This is a genomic window from Ensifer sp. YR511 (genome assembly GCF_900103045.1).
GTDB classification, from domain to species: domain Bacteria; phylum Pseudomonadota; class Alphaproteobacteria; order Rhizobiales; family Rhizobiaceae; genus Ensifer; species Ensifer adhaerens.
Map to the genome: position 1 here is coordinate 78,279 of NZ_FNGR01000013.1, position 16,013 is coordinate 94,291.

A 16,013-nucleotide genomic window follows, 5' to 3' on the forward strand; every position below is an offset into this window, starting at 1 on the left:
ACGTCCGTTGGAAGAGCAGAGAACCCATGGCGAAGATCATAGCGCTCGGCGCCTATTTTTATCAGGCCGTCATCGCCTTCGGCCTGCTGATCATCGTCGCCCATTGGCTGGCGCCTGCGGACTACGCCAGCTATTCGTTGTTCATCTCGATCTGCCAATTCGCAGCGATCGCCGCTTTCGAATGGGTGCGCTTCGCCTGCACCCGCTTCTATCCGGGGCCGGACGCTGACAGCGAGGCGGCTGAGCGGCGCACGATCCTCGTTGAAGCGACGGTCTGCGCAGCACTCTGCCTGGCCGCAGCCTCGATAGCCGTGTTCTTCGGCGTGCCGGCGGTCGTCGCCCTTGTCGGCGGTCTGGTGTCGATCGCGCAAGGGGGCAGCGACCTGCATCTGACGATGCTGCGGTTTCGTCAGGACTTTCGCGCCTTTTCCGTGTTGCAGGGATCACGCGCCACAATTCTGGCAGTCGGCACGCTCGCCGGGGCATTGGCCTCGCCCACCTTCCTCTCAACGGTCACGGGGCTTCTGGCCGGCTACGCTGCCTACGGCCTGCTCGCCTCGGTTCTTTCCCGCAGCCCGGCAGCGCGACCGACCGTTGCACTGGAGACTGCGCGCTTCCGCAAGCACCTCGTCTATGGCAGCGTTTCGGCCGGCGCTGCAACGGCCGCCATGTTCGCGCCGCTCGCCCTCAAGACGCTGCTGACGTCCGTTCTCGGAGCGACGGGTGCCGCCGGCGCGCTGTTGGCGCTCGACCTTTTGCAGCGGCCCTTCGTGCTCATCGTTTCGGCGCTTCAGGCGATCCAGTACCCCGAAATCGTCGCCGCCCACGACCGGACCGACAACCGCGCGGACCTCGCCCGGACGCTCGGGCAATACTATGCCCTGCTTGCCAGCTTCGCGCTGATGATGGCGGCCGGCATCTTTGCAGTGCTCCTGCCGGTCACGTGGGTCGTCATCAGCCCGGACCTGCAGCAGGGGTTCCTCGCCACGGCGCCCGCGATCATCCTCATTTCGCTTGCCCGCACGCTGACGCAGATCATGTTGCCGACGCCGCTGCACCTGAAGCAGCGTCTTGCGCTGATCCTTCTGCTCGCCGTCATCGACTGCCTGCTGCTGAACCTCGGGGCGCTCGCGGCACTGGTTGTCGCAGGCCCGAGCGATACGGCGCTTGCGACCGGTGGTGCGATCGGCGCGGTCCTTGCGACCGCCTTCGGTCTGCGCCTGATGGCGGTGCTTCCCTTCGACCTCCCCTGGTCGCCGGTGCTTCTTGCCGCCGCAGGGCTCGCCACGGCTGGTTTCGCCTTCGCGCTCGCCGGCGAAACCAGCTATCTCGCGATCGGCGCCGGCATCCTCGGGGGCGGCGTCCTGTGCCTGCTCGCACTCAACCAATTGCGGCTGATGATGCGGGCTCCGGCCCCATAGGGCTGGAAACAATTGCGCTAAGAAAAACTGCACGAATTTCCGGTTAGATCGCCGCCGAAACGTTCGGAGAGTCCGCCATGAACATCGTCGTCGGCATAGCGACCGCAGGCCGCCGCGAAGTCCTTTCGGAGACCCTGCTGCATCTGACGCGGCAGACCCGCTTGCCGGACTCCATCCTGGTCTGCCCGAGCGCGCCCGAGGACATCGACGAAAACCGCCTCAGTGCCCTCGCAGTCGACGTCCGCGTCGTTAAGGGCAGCAAAGGCTCGAGCGCGCAGCGCAATGCGATCCTCGACCACGCGACGACCGCCGACCTAATCGTCTTCTTCGACGACGACTTCCTGCCACACCACGACTTTCTCGCAGAGTCCGAGCGATTGTTTGCGCGCGAGGCGGATATCGTCGTTGCAACCGGCCTGGTTCTGGCAGACGGCATTCACGGACCCGGCATTTCGGTGGCCGATGCGAAGGCGATCCTCGATGGCGACGCCGGTCCCGCGCCCGAGGATCAAATCACACCCGCCTTCAATGCCTACGGCTGCAACATGGCCTTCCGTGTTGCGGCGATCGCCGTCGAGCACACCCGCTTCGACGAGCGCCTGCCGCTCTACGGCTGGCAGGAGGACGTCGATTTCTGCCGGCGACTTGCGTCACGCGGGCGCATCGTCAAGTCGCCGAGATTGCGCGGCGTCCATCTCGGCAACAAGCGCGGCCGCACCTCGGGTTTGCGTTTCGGCTACTCGCAGGTCGCCAATCCGCTCTATCTGCGCAACAAGGGCACGGTCGGCCTCAAATGGGCGCTGCGTCTGATGGGGGGCAACGTCGCTGCCAACATCCTCGGCAGCGTCAGGTCGCAAGGCCTCGTCGACCGCCGCGGTCGGCTGAAGGGCAACGTCATCGCCGTCTTGGATATGCTGCGCGGACGGTTGGACCCGATGCGCGTGCTCGACCTCTAACGCCCTCCGCAGCCATCAAGCCCGGCTGGCAGCCAGCATGTTGAGCAGCACCACCGCGCTTCCATCCCAGGAAAAGCGCTTGGCATTGTCGTAACCGGCATGCGTCAACTCACGACGCAAAGTCGCGTCGGCCGAAATCATCCGCATTGCCTCGACCAGCGTTTCCGCCTTCAACGGATCGAAATAGCGAACCGCGTCGCCGCAGGCCTCGCGCACCGGCGGGATGTCGGCGGCCAGCACCGGGCAGCCTTGCGTCATCGCCTCCAGCGGCGGGATGCCGAAACCTTCGTAGAGGCTCGGAAAGACGAAGGCGACGGCGTGGCGCTGCAGCCCGGCGATCTCCGCGTCGGTCAGGCGCCCCGGAAAGATCAGGTTGCCCTTCGACGTCGGCGCGATATCGCGAAAAACCGACGGATCGGTGCCGCCCACCACGACCAGCTTGTGGTCACCGGCACCCAAGGCCTCGAAGGCGCGCACGGCAAACTCGACATTCTTGTTGGGTTTCAGCGTGCCGACCAGAAGGAAGAAGGGCGTATCGGTCAGCCCGAGCCGCGCGATGACACCGTCGTCCGGCTGAAGGCCGGCGAAGTGATCGGTCGCATTGTAGATCACATCGATACCGGCCGAAGGCACGCGGAAGACGTCGGCTAGTTCCTTGCGCGAGAAGTTCGAGACCGTGCCGATCTTGGCCCTCCGCGTGAGAAGATAGCCGAGCGTTCCGTGGAACAGCCGGTATCCGCGCCCGAACGAGGCGGGATGGCGAAAGAGCGTGACATCGTGGATCACTACCGCCTGGTCGCCATGCAGCACCGGACCGCTGCCGCCGAAGCCGATGAGCGTGTCGCGGCGTGACCGCCAGAAGAGTGGCCCCTGCTCCCATAGATGGCCCGGGCCGGAGCCGAAGCGCTCCACCGAAATCGCCTTGAGGCCGAGATCGTCGACAGCCTTGCCGGGAGCAAGGAGCCGCCAGCGCACGCCCTTCAGCGCATGCGGCACCGCACCCGAAGCGATGCGCTGATCGAGCGCCCGGGTCATCTCGCGGGCGAAGCGCTGCACGCCCGTAAGCGGCTGGGTCAGGAACCGGCCGTTGATGGAAATCGTCTTCACGTGCGCACCCCTTCGATGTGCCCCGCACTCTCGCCGATCTTGATGAAAGGAGGGTTATCGGGATCGCAGCGATCAACGCCGCCCGACCGGCAAAATCGCCTGCGCCATTTGCGCATCGCCGCCGCATCTCCTATATGAGACGCGACTAGGATGCCTGCTCCCGCATCCGGAAATCCCAGAGGTTCCCATGACCGAAACATCCCCGCAGAAGCCGATCCCCGTCACCGTGCTCACCGGCTATCTCGGCGCCGGCAAGACGACGCTTTTGAACCGCATCCTCAGCGAGAACCATGGCCGCAAATACGCGGTCATCGTCAACGAGTTCGGCGAGATCGGCATCGACAACGACCTGATCGTGGAATCCGACGAGGAAATCTACGAGATGAACAACGGCTGCGTCTGCTGCACCGTGCGCGGCGACCTGATCCGCGTGGTGGAAGGCCTGATGCGCCGCCCCGGCCGCTTCGATGCGATCATCGTCGAGACCACGGGCCTTGCCGACCCGGTCCCGGTCGCCCAGACCTTCTTCATGGACGACGACGTGCGCGCCAAGACCGAGCTTGACGCCGTCGTCGCGCTGGTCGACGCCAAGCACCTGCCGCTCCGGCTGAAGGACAGCCGCGAGGCCGAAGACCAGATCGCCTTCGCCGATGTCGTGCTGCTCAACAAGACCGACCTCGTCACGCCCGAGGAACTGGAGCGCATCGAGGCGACCGTGCGCGTCATCAATCCGTCGGCCCGCATCTATCGCACCCAGCGCTCCGAGATCGATCTCGCCAAGGTCCTCGACCAGGGCGCCTTCAATCTCGAAAAGGCGCTGGAAAACGATCCGCACTTCCTCGACCAGGACGATCACGAACACGATCACACCTGCGGTCCGGATTGCGGCCACGATCATCACCATCACCACCATGATCATGATCACGACCACCATCATCATGATCATGACCACGATCACGACCATCATCACCACCACGATGCCCCCTCGCCGATCCACGACGTGACGGTGCAGTCGATCTCGCTGCGCGGCGGCGAGATGAACCCGGATCGCTTCTTCCCCTGGATCCAGAAGATCACCCAGACGGACGGCCCGAACATCCTGCGCCTGAAGGGCATCATCGCCTTTGCTGGCGACGCCGAGCGTTACGTCGTTCAGGGCGTGCACATGATCATCGAGGGCGATCACCAGCGTGCGTGGAAGGAAGGCGAAAAGCGCGAAAGCCGCCTCGTCTTCATCGGCCGTGACCTCGACCGCGAAAAGCTCGAGCGCACCTTCAAGGCCTGCGAGGCGCAGCCGAACTGATGCCGACTGTCGCTCCCCTCGATCTCGAAGGTCACGTCGTCGGCGTGTCCTTTCTCAAAGGCGTCCCCTTCTTCGCCGAAGCCACCGGCGCCATCCACCGCCTCGACCTCGGCCACAAGACGACGGAGGTCCACGAAGGCCTGCTATCGCTCGTGGTCGACGAAGCCAACGATACGCTGCTGACCGGCGGCGAAGATGGCAAGGTCATGCGCACGGCCGCCGACGGTACCACGGCGCTGGTCGCCGAAGCGCCGCGCAAGTGGATCGCCCAGGTTGCCGCCGGCCCGCAAGGTGCCGTTGGCTATGCCTATGGCAAGACCACGCACGTGAAGCTTGCCGACGGCACGACGAAGGAATTCGCCGAGCAACGCACCGTCGAAGGCCTCGCCTTCGCGCCGAAAGGCCTTCGCGTCGCCGCAGCGCGCTACAACGGCGTGTCGTTGCATTGGGTCGGCACATCGGGCCAGCCGATCGACCTCGAATGGAAGGGCGCCCACACCGGCGTCACCTTCTCGCCCGACGGCCGCTTCCTCGTCACCACGATGCAGGAAAACGCGCTGCACGGCTGGAAGCTCGACGCCAAGCCCGGCGCCGAAGCGCGCCACATGCGCATGACCGGCTATCCGGCCAAGGTGAAGTCCTTTTCCTGGTCGGCCAAGGGCAAGTGGCTCGCATCCTCGGGCGCGCCGGCTGCCATCGTATGGCCCTTCCAGGGCAAGGACGGCCCGATGGGCAAGGCGCCGCTCGAACTCGGCACCCGCGCCGACATCATGGTGACCTCCGTCTGCTGCCATCCGGCCGAAGATATCGTCGCCATCGGCTATCAGGACGGCATGATCCTCGGCGCACGCTTTGCCGACAGCAAGGAAGTGCTGCTGCGCCGTCCCGGCAAGGGCGCAATCACCGCCATGGCGTGGAACAAGGATGGCCGGCAGCTGGCCTTCGGCTCGGCCGAGGGCGACTGCGGCGTCGTCGATATCGCGGGATAAACGGTGGCGCATGACCGCATTGATTGAGACGCTACGGTACGAAGGCTCGCTTGCGGCACCGCTCGCTGATGGCGCGGTCTGGAGCCTGATCCGGGCGGAAGCGCGCGCGCTTGCCGCACGTGAACCGGTCATGGCGCCCACCCTGATGCCGATCATCGATGCCGGATCGGATGCCGAATTGCTGGCCGGCGTGCTCGCAGCCGGCTTGGCCGTCGCGCGCGTCGACGAACGCTCGCTTGCGCAGCTGCTCACCGACGTCTTCAAGGCAAACCCTCAGATCCTGCTGGCGACCGAAGCCGATCTTCAGGCGGTGAAAGAGCGTGACCCGGCCTGCCCGGGCCTCAAGCATGTGCTGGTGAACCTCAAGGGCTTTCAGGCACTGCAGACCTACCGCGCTGCTCACCAGCTCTGGGTCGATGGCCGACGTGAAGTCGCGAGCTGGCTTTCGAACCTCGCCTCGCTCGTCTTCGGACCTGACATTCATCCGGCCGCCTGCATCGGCAAGGCTGTCATGCTCGACCATGGCTCCGGCATCGTCATCGGAGAAACCTCGGTCATCGAAGATCAGGTCTCGATCCTCCAGAACGTCACGCTCGGCGGTACCGGCAAGGAGACCGGAGACCGCCACCCGAAGATCGGCCGCGGCGTGATGCTCGGCGCCGGCGCCAAGATCCTCGGCAATATCGAGGTCGGCGCCTATAGCAAGGTCGCCGCCGGCAGTGTCGTCCTCAAGACCGTTCCGCCGCGCACCACCGTCGCGGGCGTGCCGGCAACCGTCGTGCGCATCCATCGCGTCGATGAAATTCCGGCAGCGGAGATGGACCAGACGATCGTCTGATCCCATCCTGTTGCCTGTCAGATCTTCACCAGCGCCGCGGTGGCATACATGAATGCCGCACCGGCTGCGAGGCCGGCCAAAACCGGCGGCGTCAGGAACACGTCGCTCCGGCGCTCGCTCTGGCGCATCAGATAGGCGCCCACTTCGACGATCACCTGCAGGATCGCGCCCGCCCCGATCGCCAGCGCCAAGGCGGACCATTGCGCCGAGGCGGCAAGGCTCCCGAGCCACATGCCGATGACGGCCGGGCTGCCCGCCAGCAGCGTCAAACTGACGAAGACCGAGAACGGCGGCCTCTTCTTCAGGATCGGCGCGGCGATGCCAATGCCTTCTGTGACATTGTGGAGCGCAAAGCCGAGCACGAGGAAGGTGCCGAGCCCGGCCGAGCCGGCCGCAAAGGCGGCCCCGATCGCCAGCCCCTCGCCAAGATTGTGCAGGCCGATGCCGAGCGCGATGTAGGTGGAGAGCGCCAGCCCGGTCGGCGCACCACTTCGCCGGCCGATTGCCATCAGCAGAAGGAAGCTGCTTAAAGCCGCCAGCACCACCATGACTGGCCCCTGGAAGATCGCCGCGGCTTCGCCGGCAAGCTCGAGCGCCTCGCCACTCGCATCGACCAGCAGGAAGCCGAGCAGGCCGATCGTCAGCGACAGCAGAAAGGCCATGCCCTCGCGCCCAACACCACGCAGCACCGGATAGAACATCAGCCCGACGGCCACGGGCACGATGCCGACGATGATGCCGACCAGGGCTTGCAGCCGCAATTGGCCCGTCGTCGCCTGGGGCGTCGGCACGGCAACCGCAATGTCATGCGCAAAGGTGGCGCCGGTGTTGGTCACCACCTTCACTGCATGCGCCTCACCGAGCATCCAGGGAAATGGCAGTTTCAGCCATGCGGCCCCACCGCGTGCGATCGGCCCCGGCGGGTCCTGGGCGAATTGCCAATAGGCGTCGTCCACCTGGACCTGCGCCACCGTCATCGGTTCCGATCCGCCGGCGCGAACAAGCAGACTGAGACCACTATCGTCGAGAACGGTTCTTTCGAAGGTGAGGTTTTCGACCGGCGGCGCACCGTTGCGAAAGCCCGACAACGGATCGGTTGATACGAGCCAGGCAACGGAGATGCCAAAGACGATAAGAGGCAACGCCAGCCACACCAGGTTGGTCTTTGCCGCGCGAATGGCAGCTCTTGGCATCTCGTTCATGCGAGCGCCTCCACCACGTCGAACATGCCGACCCAACCGAGCTCAGTGAACTCGGTCTGGTGCGGGTGGAACATGTAGAGGCCGGGTTCGTGCTCAGCGAAGGTGAATTCGAGGATGCCGCGCTGCGCCTGGCACTGGGTAATGAGATCGACGGTTTTCAAGGTCGGCGTCAACGTCGTGCCCTGGTCGTAATAGTCGAAGAAATTGGCGTGCAGGTGGAAGGAGTTGATCGGGTCGAACTCGATGACGTTGATGAGATAGATGCGCACCGGCTTGCCCTTCACGATCCGGATCGGCCGTTTCATGAAGGCGTGCGCGACGGTGTTGACCGCATAGAATTCATTCTCGGCATCGAAGTTGGTGTCGAAGGCGTTCATCACCATCACCAGTTCCTGCCAGCCGGCGTTCTCTGGTGTGCCGAGCAGCCGGGAGCGGGCGACCTCCACATGCTCCGGCCGGCGCTCCGGGTCGGGATCGATCACGAAGGCGCCGTACATGCCCTTGTGGATGTGCCGGCGCAACGGCATCGCATGGCAGTGGTAGAGATGGCAGCCGAAGGGCTTGGCATCGAACTCATAGATAAATTCGTCACCCGGATCGACCATGCCGGCCCCAGGAACGCCGTCCATGCGCGCCGCGTGAATACCGTGGAAATGGATCGAGTGCGGATGCGAAGCATAGTTGCGAAAGACGATCCGCAGCCGCTCGCCTTCTTTGGCCCGCAGCGCCGGCCCCGGCACGCGGCCGTTATAGGTCCAGGCGGGAAATTTGATGCCGGGTGCGATTTCGATCTCGCGGTCCTCCGCCGTCATCTCGAAGGTGCGCAGCGTCCGTCCGTCCGGCAGCGTCGAAACCGTACCCGTGTCCCAATCTGTGAGCATCTCCGTCGGGTCGAAGCCGTTGACGGCGCTATCGACCTCGCCGACCGTCATCATCGCGCCATGCCCCATGGCGGGCATCGGCTCCTGTCCCGCCGCTCCCGATGGCGCGGCATGACCGACATGGCTCGCCTGTTGTTGACCCAAGGCGGCGCTGGTGCAGATCGCCGTTCCGCCCGCTGCCGCCAGCCCGCCCATCAGCAGACTGCGCCTTCGCAGCAGGTCCGGTCTTGTCGGCTTGTCCATATTCGCCCCTCTCCCTCATTGGGTAACACGCACCGCACCGCGCCTGACTGGGGCCAGCAACGATCCACCTGCTTCTGCAAATCATTTGCAACAACATCAATAGTGCAAATGCATCCCATTCGCAACTGACTTGGGAAGCGTGATGTCCGAAGGGGCCGGCAGGACCGCGCGCTCAGCACGGCGCGCCCGTCATCATCCCGGAAACCAAAACGTCCCCGGAAGGCGCCGGCCTCGGGGACGTTGGGTTGAACTTCGGCGCCGGACCGGAAACGAACATGTCCGCAGGGCCTCGGCAGGCGGTGCTCGCGCCTCACCATTCAAGTTCGAGTTGCGGGATCCCGTTGGAGGTTTTTTCGATCGTGCGGCCGCTCTCGTCCACCGTCGCGGTAACCCGCTGGCGCAAGGCCGAGAAGCTCTCGAAGGTGACGACGTCGACCGGCTGGTCGAATTTCATCGTCAGACGATAGCGTCCCGGCTGCGCCGCGATCGCCTGGACGCCCAGGATCTCGCCTTCGAAGGCCTGGCCGAGATAGCGCCCCTTCACGCGGGACCCGAGCATCCAGGGATTGAAGGGCGGCCGGTTGCCGGCGGCGGCATGCAGCGTGTTCCAGTCGCGATAGCCGTACTGGGCGGCGATCAGTTCGAGCGAGCGGGAATGGCCGATGGTTTCGCCTTCGGATGCGAGGCGGATGCGCAGACGCTTGGCCTGGTCTTTCAGGGCGTCGAGCGAGGGAAGCGGGATTGATCCGCGCGTCATGAGAAGGTCTCCTGCAGCGGCATGCATTCCTTGAAGATGGGAGCCCGCATTGCCACCGGTTCGCATGCCGTTTCGGCTGACCGTGTCTCAAAAGAAGGACTTCACCAAAGCATGACGCTCGCGGACGGCAGGGACCTTCACCCTGCCGCTTCCATAGGGGATGCCGCCTCGACTGTCAAACCAGGCCCGGAAATGCGGCTGCGACCCCGCGAAAGACGATTGCGCACGCGCAAAAGCTGTGGGACGACTGAAGGAGACGACGAGGGAGGAACTCATGACCGAAATGACGATACTCGCATTCGCGCTGGTTGCCTTCATCGGCATCGCGACACCGGGCCCGACGGTCCTCCTCGCACTCACCAACGGATCGCGCTACGGGGTGCGGCGCGCAATCGCCGGCATGGTCGGCGCCGTCCTCTCCGATTTCGTGCTGATCGGCGCGGTCGCGCTTGGCCTCGGCGCGCTGCTGGCGGCCTCCGAATTCTGGTTTACCGTCGTCAAATGGCTGGGCGCGGGCTATCTGGCCTTTCTCGGCATCATGCTGCTGCGGTCGAAAGGGACGATCCAGGTGGCAAACGAAGCCGGCGGCGCGGCTCCCGTTTCCTCTGCCGCGATTTTCCTCAAAAGCTTCCTGGTCGCTGTCACCAATCCCAAGGGTTATCTGTTCTTCACCGCCTTCTTGCCGCAGTTCATCGATCCGGCGGCACCACAGGCGTCGCAATACGCCATGCTTGCGCTCGTCTTCGCAGCCGTCGATTTCACCGTGATGTTCGGCTATGCGCTGCTCGGCGCGAAGGCTGCAGCTTTCCTCAAGCGTTCCGGCGCCGTCTGGCTCGACCGCCTCTGCGGCGGCGCCTTGCTGGCGCTCGCCGGCTCGCTCGCCCTCTATCGCCGCGCCACCGCCTGAAATGCTGTTTCGCCAAAACGTGCTCGCTGGCATCGCCAGCCGCGACGTGACCTTGGCCTTCCGGCGTTGGACCAAGCCGACGGTCAAGGCCGGCGGTAGTTTGCGCACCTCAGTCGGTGTTCTCGCCATCGATGCCGTCGACGAGATCGACGAAGGCGCGATTACCGACAGCGATGCCCGCAAAGCTGGCTTTGTCGATCTCGGCGCTCTCTTGAAGGAGCTGGCCGCTCGCCCGGAAGGGCGCTGCTATCGCATCGCCTTCCACCGTGCCGGCGACGATCCACGCATCGCCCTGCGGGAAGCGGCTGACCTCGACGGTGAAGGACGGGCAGAAATCGACCGCAAGCTCGCGCGCTTCGACGACAGCGCCGGCATGGGCTGGACGCGTCCGGTACTGCAGCTGATCGCCGTCCGTGACGGGACGACCGCGGCGGAGCTGAGCGCCGCCATCGGCATGGAGAAACTGAAGCTCAAGGCGCGCATCCGCAAATTGAAGGAGCTCGGCCTCACCGAAAGCCTCGATGTCGGCTATCGCCTGTCCGGCCGCGGGCGCGCCTATCTCGACGGCGAATAGCCCGCGTGAAAAAGCGGGCGGTGACGCGGACACGATCGGTCATTCCTTCCAATCCCGATCGCCGCTGTTGCGTGCCTAAAGCAGGTGTGAGACGACTTGCCACCGAAACGGACCACCCCCATCAGGCAAGGCGAGGAGACAGGCATGATCGGCTACACCATGGTCGGAACGGCGGACCTGAGGCGCGCAGAGCGCTTCTACGATCCGGTGATGGCGCTGATCGGCCAGGAGCGCTGCTACTGCGACGAGCAGGTTTCCTCCTGGGGTCGAAAGGATGATGACAAGGCGCCGCGTTTCTTTGCCTGCCACCCCTTCGACGGGAAAGCCTCCTCGATCGGCAACGGTGCGATGACCGCCTTCCTGGTGGAAAGCGCGGAGGTCATCGACCGGCTGTTCGAGACCGCCATGGCGCGCGGCGGCAGCGAAGAGGGAAAACCAGGCTTCCGTCCGCAATATGGCGATGGCTTCTACGCTGCCTATGTGCGTGATCCCGACGGCAACAAGCTGGCCTTCGTCTGCTACGACGCCCGCGAGGTCGAGAGCTCGTCCTGACCCGCCTTAACGGCGCGTCGACCAGCCGAACCAGATCGCCACGGCCGCAAGCATCAGCGCGAGCACACGCCGCACCAACCGTTCGCGTGCCGGCGAGTTGAGGACCGGTTCCAACGCCCCGGCCAGAAGCACGATCGCGGCATGAACCGCGGTCGCGACCCCCACATAGAGCGCGGCAAGCGTCAGGTTCTGGGGCAAGAGCGGGCGTGTATCGTCGACGAAGGTCGGAAGCACGGTGACGAAGAACAGCGCCGCCTTCGGATTGAGCAGATTTGTGATCAGGCCGCGCCGGAAATAGAAGGATGCGGGCTTGCCGCTCGGCCCCGCCTCCTCACCGTCACCGTTCCAGGCCTCGAAGGCGAGATAGAGCAGGAAGCCGACGCCTGCCCAGCGAAGCGCCCCATAGAGCATGTCCGACTGGCCGACGAACTCGGCGACCCCGAAGGATGCGGCAAGGCCGACGATGGCCAGGCCGAGCGCCACGCCGGCGACGGTCGCCATGCCGGGCCTGCGCCCCTCCGAGGCCGCGACCATGGCGAGGTAGGCCATGTTCGGTCCCGGCGTCAGTTCGATGATGAAGGATGTCAGTAGAAAGGGCAGCAGGGTCGCTGCCCCGAAAATGAACGGATCCATGCGCGAGACTTCCATCCGCCTGCAACGAGGCCTTGCCGCAAGGACAGGTCAGCGGTGCCGCATTGTCAAGGAAGATCACGAACCCATCAGCAGGGAGCGCCCGGCATGTCATGCGTCTGCCCCCTCGCCGATCACATCGGACCAGCGAGGGAGCAGCGAAAAATCCGCCACCGCAGGGTTGGCGGCGGAAAGAGATCTCAGGCGGCGCGGCGAACCGGCGGCATGGCGAGCTTGCGGCCGCTGGCGACGATCAGGCCGGCGGTGCCCTCGAGCCAGTTGTCCCGAAGCTCGAGCGCCAGGAACCGGTCGCGTTCGAACGGCCCTGGCATCACCAGATGCTGGGTGCGGCTGGCAAAGAAGCCGAAGCGCTCGTAATAGGCAGCATCACCGACGAGCAGGATCGCGCCATGGCCGCGGTTCTTGGCCTCTTCGATCGCGGCCCGCATCAGCATGCCGCCGATGCCCTTGCCCTCATGGGCGGGGTCGACTGCGAGCGGACCGAGCAGCAGCGCCGGCACGGCATGGCCCTCACGGCTGACGCCGGCCTCGACGTTCCAGAGCCGGACCGTGCCGATCACGTGACCATCGACATCGCGGGCGACGAAGGCAAGGCCTTCGGCTGGCAGCCGGCCGCTGCGCAGCTTCTCCGACGACTTGCGGCGGCGCTCCGGCCCCATGGCACGGTCGAGCAGGTTCTCGCGCGCGACGACGTCGCCCGGATTCTCCGCATCGATTACAAATGTAGTGGGCGCGAAAAACGCGCGCAGGGCGTCAACAACAGCGGCCATCGGGGCCTCCCGTCATCAAAACCGCTTCAGGCGGACCGAACGAAAATTGTGAAGTGGCGCTCCCGCCCGAGGACGGGAGCAGGCCGGATCAGATCACATAGGCCTTCAGCGGCTCGAAGCCGTTGAAGGCGACGGCCGAGTAGGTCGTCGTATAGGCGCCGGTACCTTCGATCAGAACCTCGTCGCCGATCGAAAGGGTGATCGGCAGCGGATACATGTTCTTCTCATAGAGCACGTCGGCCGAATCGCAGGTCGGGCCGGCGAGCACGCAAGGCTCCATTTCGTCGCCATCGCGCGCCGTACGGATCGGGTAGCGGATCGCTTCGTCCATGGTTTCGGCGAGTCCGCCGAACTTGCCGATGTCGAGGAACACCCAGCGATGGGCGTCGTTGTCCGACTTCTTCGAGACGAGAACGACTTCCGCCTTGATCACGCCGGCGTTGCCGACCATGCCGCGACCGGGCTCGATGATCGTTTCCGGGATGTGGTTGCCGAAGTGCTTCTTCAGCGCGCCGAAGATCGCCTGGCCGTAGGCTTCCGCCGTCGGCACGTCCTTCAGGTACTTCGTCGGGAAGCCACCGCCCATATTGACCATCTTGAGCTCGATGCCCTGCTTGGCCAGTTGCACGAAGACGCGCTTGGCATCGGCAAGGGCCTGATCCCAGGCATCCAGCTTCGTCATCTGCGAACCGACATGGAACGAGACGCCGTAGGAAACGAGGCCATGCTGGTGGGCGTAGACGAGCACGTCGACGGCCATCTGCGGGACGCAGCCGAACTTGCGCGACAGCGGCCATTCGGCGCCTTCACCATCAGTCAGGACGCGGCAGAACACGCGGGCGCCGGGGGCTGCGCGGGCAACCTTCTCCACTTCTTCGTGGCTGTCGACCGCGAACAGGTTGACCCCAAGCGCGTGGGCGCGGGCAATGTCGCGCTCCTTCTTGATGGTGTTGCCATAGGAGACGCGGCTCGCGGTCGCACCGGCGTCGAGCGCCATTTCGATTTCGGCGACGGACGCGCAATCGAAGGAGGAGCCCATACCGGCGAGCAGGCGCAGGATTTCCGGCGCCGGGTTTGCCTTGACCGCATAATAGATCGAGCTGTCCGGCATTGCATGGCGGAAAGCCTTGAAATTGTTGCGCACGACGTCGAGGTCGACAACAAGGCACGGGCCTTCCGGTCGTCGGGTGTTGATGAAGTCGATGATGCGAGCCGTGGTCATGGCCATATTCCCCTGATCCAAGATGCCCCGCTTTCGCGGAGGACAAAGGGCATACGCGCACATGCTCTGGAACCAGCCGGTGGAGACCCCGGAACCATGCATGCGCTCGATGCGCGAACGGTGAATCAAAGCCCGCCTAGGCTTCAATTCGGCTTTGTCTGCCATGGATTGGAGGGAATAACCCAACCGCACTTCCGGCAATGAAGGTGTGCCTCTTCAGTAACCCCGGCTGTTGGAAAGCCGGCAGACACCAGAAAGGCCCGCACCGTCGTTGCTTCAAGATGTCCTCGCATTTCCCGGTTGGCCGGAATAGCGACTGGAGGGGTTAGTTCCAGGTACCTTACCGATACCCTCACCTAATCGAGGGTCGGCGGACACCCACAGGCACGTGCGACTTTGGGCAAGGGCGTAGGTAAGAAAAAAGCCCGTCGTAATCAAGAGTTTTTTCACAACCGCGGTTGAATTTTTTTCCAGCCGGGCAAAACTGTCGATGTTCACAAATTTTGAACGCTTGGCGCCAGATCGTCCACAACGCTAAAGCATTGAAAGAAGACTGTTATTTATAAGAACAGGCACTGAAGGCAGAACCCGGCGCAATGACGCAAGCGACGGACAATCTGCCGTCTGCATTATCGACGCGGAAAGAGGCCTTCGCCGGCGAATCGGCGAAGCACGATTGAGAGCACGAAAGAAAGATCGTCATGGACACACTCACCCGCATCCGCGCCTTTATCGATGTCGTGGACGCCGAGGGGTTCTCGGCCGCCGCAAGGCGTGTCGGCAAGTCGAAGGCGCTGCTTTCGAAATATGTGCGCGAGCTCGAGGATGAACTCGGTGCGCTGCTCCTCAACCGCACGACACGGCAGTTCTCGCTGACCGAGGCTGGCCACACCTACTATCGCACCGCGTCGGAAATCCTGAAGGAGATCGACAATCTCGCCGATCTCGTGCGCGCCAACAACTCCGACCTGAAGGGACGGCTGCGCATCACCGCGCCGCGCACCTTCGTCGATGCCGACATCGGCCAGTCGCTGGTCGATTTCGGCAAGCAGCATCCCGAACTCTCGCTCGAAATTATCTCCGACGACCGTTTCGTCGATCTGGTCGAGGAAGGCTTCGACGTCGCCATCCGCATCACCCGGCTCGAAGATTCGACGCTGATCGCCCGCAAGCTCGACGATTTCCAGGTGCTGATCTGCGCTGCCCCGGAATTCCTGGAAAAATCTGGCCCCATCGCTCACCCGACGGACCTTTCCAAGCTGCCCTGCATTCTCGATACCAATGGCCGCTCCTATTCCAACTGGCGCTTCGTCGAGCCCGATGGTTCGGCCTTCACCGTGCCCGTCAGCGGCCCGATCGAGGTCAACAGCCCGCTTGCAGCCCTCAGAGCCACCGTCTCCGGCCTCGGCGTATCGATCATCCCGGACTTCATCGCCCGCCCGAAAATCGCTACCGGCGAACTCGTGACGCTGTTCGACGATTTCCTCCCCCGCGACCGCGGCATCTATGCGATCTATCCGCATCGCCGCTACCTCCCGGCCAAGGTCAGAACCCTCGTCGACTTCCTGCACGCCTGGTTTCGCAAGCCACGGTGATCGGGCGCCGGCACCTCAAAGTCCCAATTCCGTCCCATTTCCGGT

The 16,013-nt window shown here is 64.3% G+C and carries 16 protein-coding genes; 9 read left to right on the forward strand and 7 right to left on the reverse strand.

What is annotated here, in order from left to right:
* Nucleotides 1-26: 26 nt before the first annotated feature.
* A complete protein-coding gene (locus BLU15_RS21530; protein WP_090297953.1) occupies nt 27-1,421 on the forward strand; it encodes a hypothetical protein in 1,395 nt (464 codons plus the stop codon).
* Between the two features lie 77 nt (nt 1,422-1,498).
* Nucleotides 1,499-2,377 (forward strand): glycosyltransferase family 2 protein, encoded by an 879-nt coding sequence (locus BLU15_RS21535; protein ID WP_060517551.1) that lies wholly within the window; start codon nt 1,499-1,501, stop codon nt 2,375-2,377.
* A 15-nt stretch (nt 2,378-2,392) separates the two neighbouring features.
* On the opposite strand, the gene BLU15_RS21540 is transcribed toward BLU15_RS21535, so the two are convergent.
* Nucleotides 2,393-3,484 carry a glycosyltransferase family 4 protein gene (locus BLU15_RS21540; RefSeq protein WP_090297956.1) on the reverse strand — a complete coding sequence of 364 codons (1,092 nt, stop codon included), beginning with the start codon at nt 3,482-3,484 and terminating at the stop codon, nt 2,393-2,395.
* A 187-nt stretch (nt 3,485-3,671) separates the two neighbouring features.
* Between BLU15_RS21540 and BLU15_RS21545 the strand changes: the two genes are divergently transcribed.
* Genes BLU15_RS21545 through cysE form a run of 3 tightly spaced genes read left to right on the forward strand, consistent with a single transcriptional unit; the run spans nt 3,672 to nt 6,614 of the window.
* Complete coding sequence (locus tag BLU15_RS21545; RefSeq protein WP_090297959.1) at nt 3,672-4,787, forward strand: CobW family GTP-binding protein; 1,116 nt, start codon at nt 3,672-3,674, stop codon at nt 4,785-4,787.
* Nucleotides 4,787-5,776: a WD40 repeat domain-containing protein gene (locus BLU15_RS21550; RefSeq protein WP_090297962.1), complete on the forward strand. Its 990-nt coding sequence runs from the start codon at nt 4,787-4,789 to the stop codon at nt 5,774-5,776. Before BLU15_RS21545 ends, BLU15_RS21550 begins: the two co-directional genes overlap by 1 nt.
* Before the next feature lie 10 nt (nt 5,777-5,786).
* On the forward strand, nt 5,787-6,614 hold the full coding sequence (gene cysE, locus BLU15_RS21555; protein ID WP_090297965.1) for a serine O-acetyltransferase: 828 nt from the start codon (nt 5,787-5,789) through the stop codon (nt 6,612-6,614).
* A gap of 17 nt (nt 6,615-6,631) precedes the next feature.
* Here cysE and BLU15_RS21560 read toward each other — a convergent pair whose 3' ends face one another.
* From BLU15_RS21560 to BLU15_RS21570, 3 genes are all read right to left on the reverse strand, one after another.
* Nucleotides 6,632-7,816 (reverse strand): ZIP family metal transporter, encoded by a 1,185-nt coding sequence (locus BLU15_RS21560; RefSeq protein WP_110819345.1) that lies wholly within the window; start codon nt 7,814-7,816, stop codon nt 6,632-6,634.
* A complete protein-coding gene (locus BLU15_RS21565) occupies nt 7,813-8,940 on the reverse strand; it encodes a multicopper oxidase domain-containing protein (protein ID WP_090297968.1) in 1,128 nt (375 codons plus the stop codon). Before BLU15_RS21565 ends, BLU15_RS21560 begins: the two co-directional genes overlap by 4 nt.
* Before the next feature lie 310 nt (nt 8,941-9,250).
* Nucleotides 9,251-9,697, reverse strand: coding sequence for a glyoxalase superfamily protein (locus BLU15_RS21570; protein ID WP_060517538.1), 447 nt, complete (start codon nt 9,695-9,697; stop codon nt 9,251-9,253).
* Nucleotides 9,698-9,971: 274 nt separating this feature from the next.
* Here BLU15_RS21570 and BLU15_RS21575 point away from each other — a divergent pair, with 274 nt between their 5' ends.
* The 3 genes from BLU15_RS21575 (at nt 9,972) to BLU15_RS21585 (ending at nt 11,730) form a co-directional block, all read left to right on the forward strand.
* Nucleotides 9,972-10,604: a LysE family translocator gene (locus BLU15_RS21575; protein WP_090297970.1), complete on the forward strand. Its 633-nt coding sequence runs from the start codon at nt 9,972-9,974 to the stop codon at nt 10,602-10,604.
* Between the two features lies 1 nt (nt 10,605).
* The gene (locus BLU15_RS21580; protein ID WP_090297973.1) at nt 10,606-11,178 is read left to right on the forward strand and encodes an ASCH domain-containing protein; all 573 of its coding nucleotides are present in this window, start codon (nt 10,606-10,608) and stop codon (nt 11,176-11,178) included.
* Between the two features lie 144 nt (nt 11,179-11,322).
* The gene (locus BLU15_RS21585; protein ID WP_090297976.1) at nt 11,323-11,730 is read left to right on the forward strand and encodes a VOC family protein; all 408 of its coding nucleotides are present in this window, start codon (nt 11,323-11,325) and stop codon (nt 11,728-11,730) included.
* Nucleotides 11,731-11,736: 6 nt separating this feature from the next.
* On the opposite strand, the gene BLU15_RS21590 is transcribed toward BLU15_RS21585, so the two are convergent.
* From BLU15_RS21590 to odc2, 3 genes are all read right to left on the reverse strand, one after another.
* The gene (locus tag BLU15_RS21590; protein ID WP_034786964.1) at nt 11,737-12,363 is read right to left on the reverse strand and encodes a LysE family translocator; all 627 of its coding nucleotides are present in this window, start codon (nt 12,361-12,363) and stop codon (nt 11,737-11,739) included.
* Between the two features lie 197 nt (nt 12,364-12,560).
* Complete coding sequence (locus BLU15_RS21595) at nt 12,561-13,151, reverse strand: GNAT family N-acetyltransferase (RefSeq protein WP_034786966.1); 591 nt, start codon at nt 13,149-13,151, stop codon at nt 12,561-12,563.
* Nucleotides 13,152-13,239: 88 nt separating this feature from the next.
* Nucleotides 13,240-14,379, reverse strand: coding sequence for an ornithine/lysine decarboxylase (gene odc2 / locus BLU15_RS21600; RefSeq protein ID WP_218686560.1), 1,140 nt, complete (start codon nt 14,377-14,379; stop codon nt 13,240-13,242).
* A 695-nt stretch (nt 14,380-15,074) separates the two neighbouring features.
* Here odc2 and BLU15_RS21605 point away from each other — a divergent pair.
* Complete coding sequence (locus BLU15_RS21605; protein ID WP_060517532.1) at nt 15,075-15,968, forward strand: LysR family transcriptional regulator; 894 nt, start codon at nt 15,075-15,077, stop codon at nt 15,966-15,968.
* The last annotated feature ends 45 nt before the right edge of the window (nt 15,969-16,013 follow it).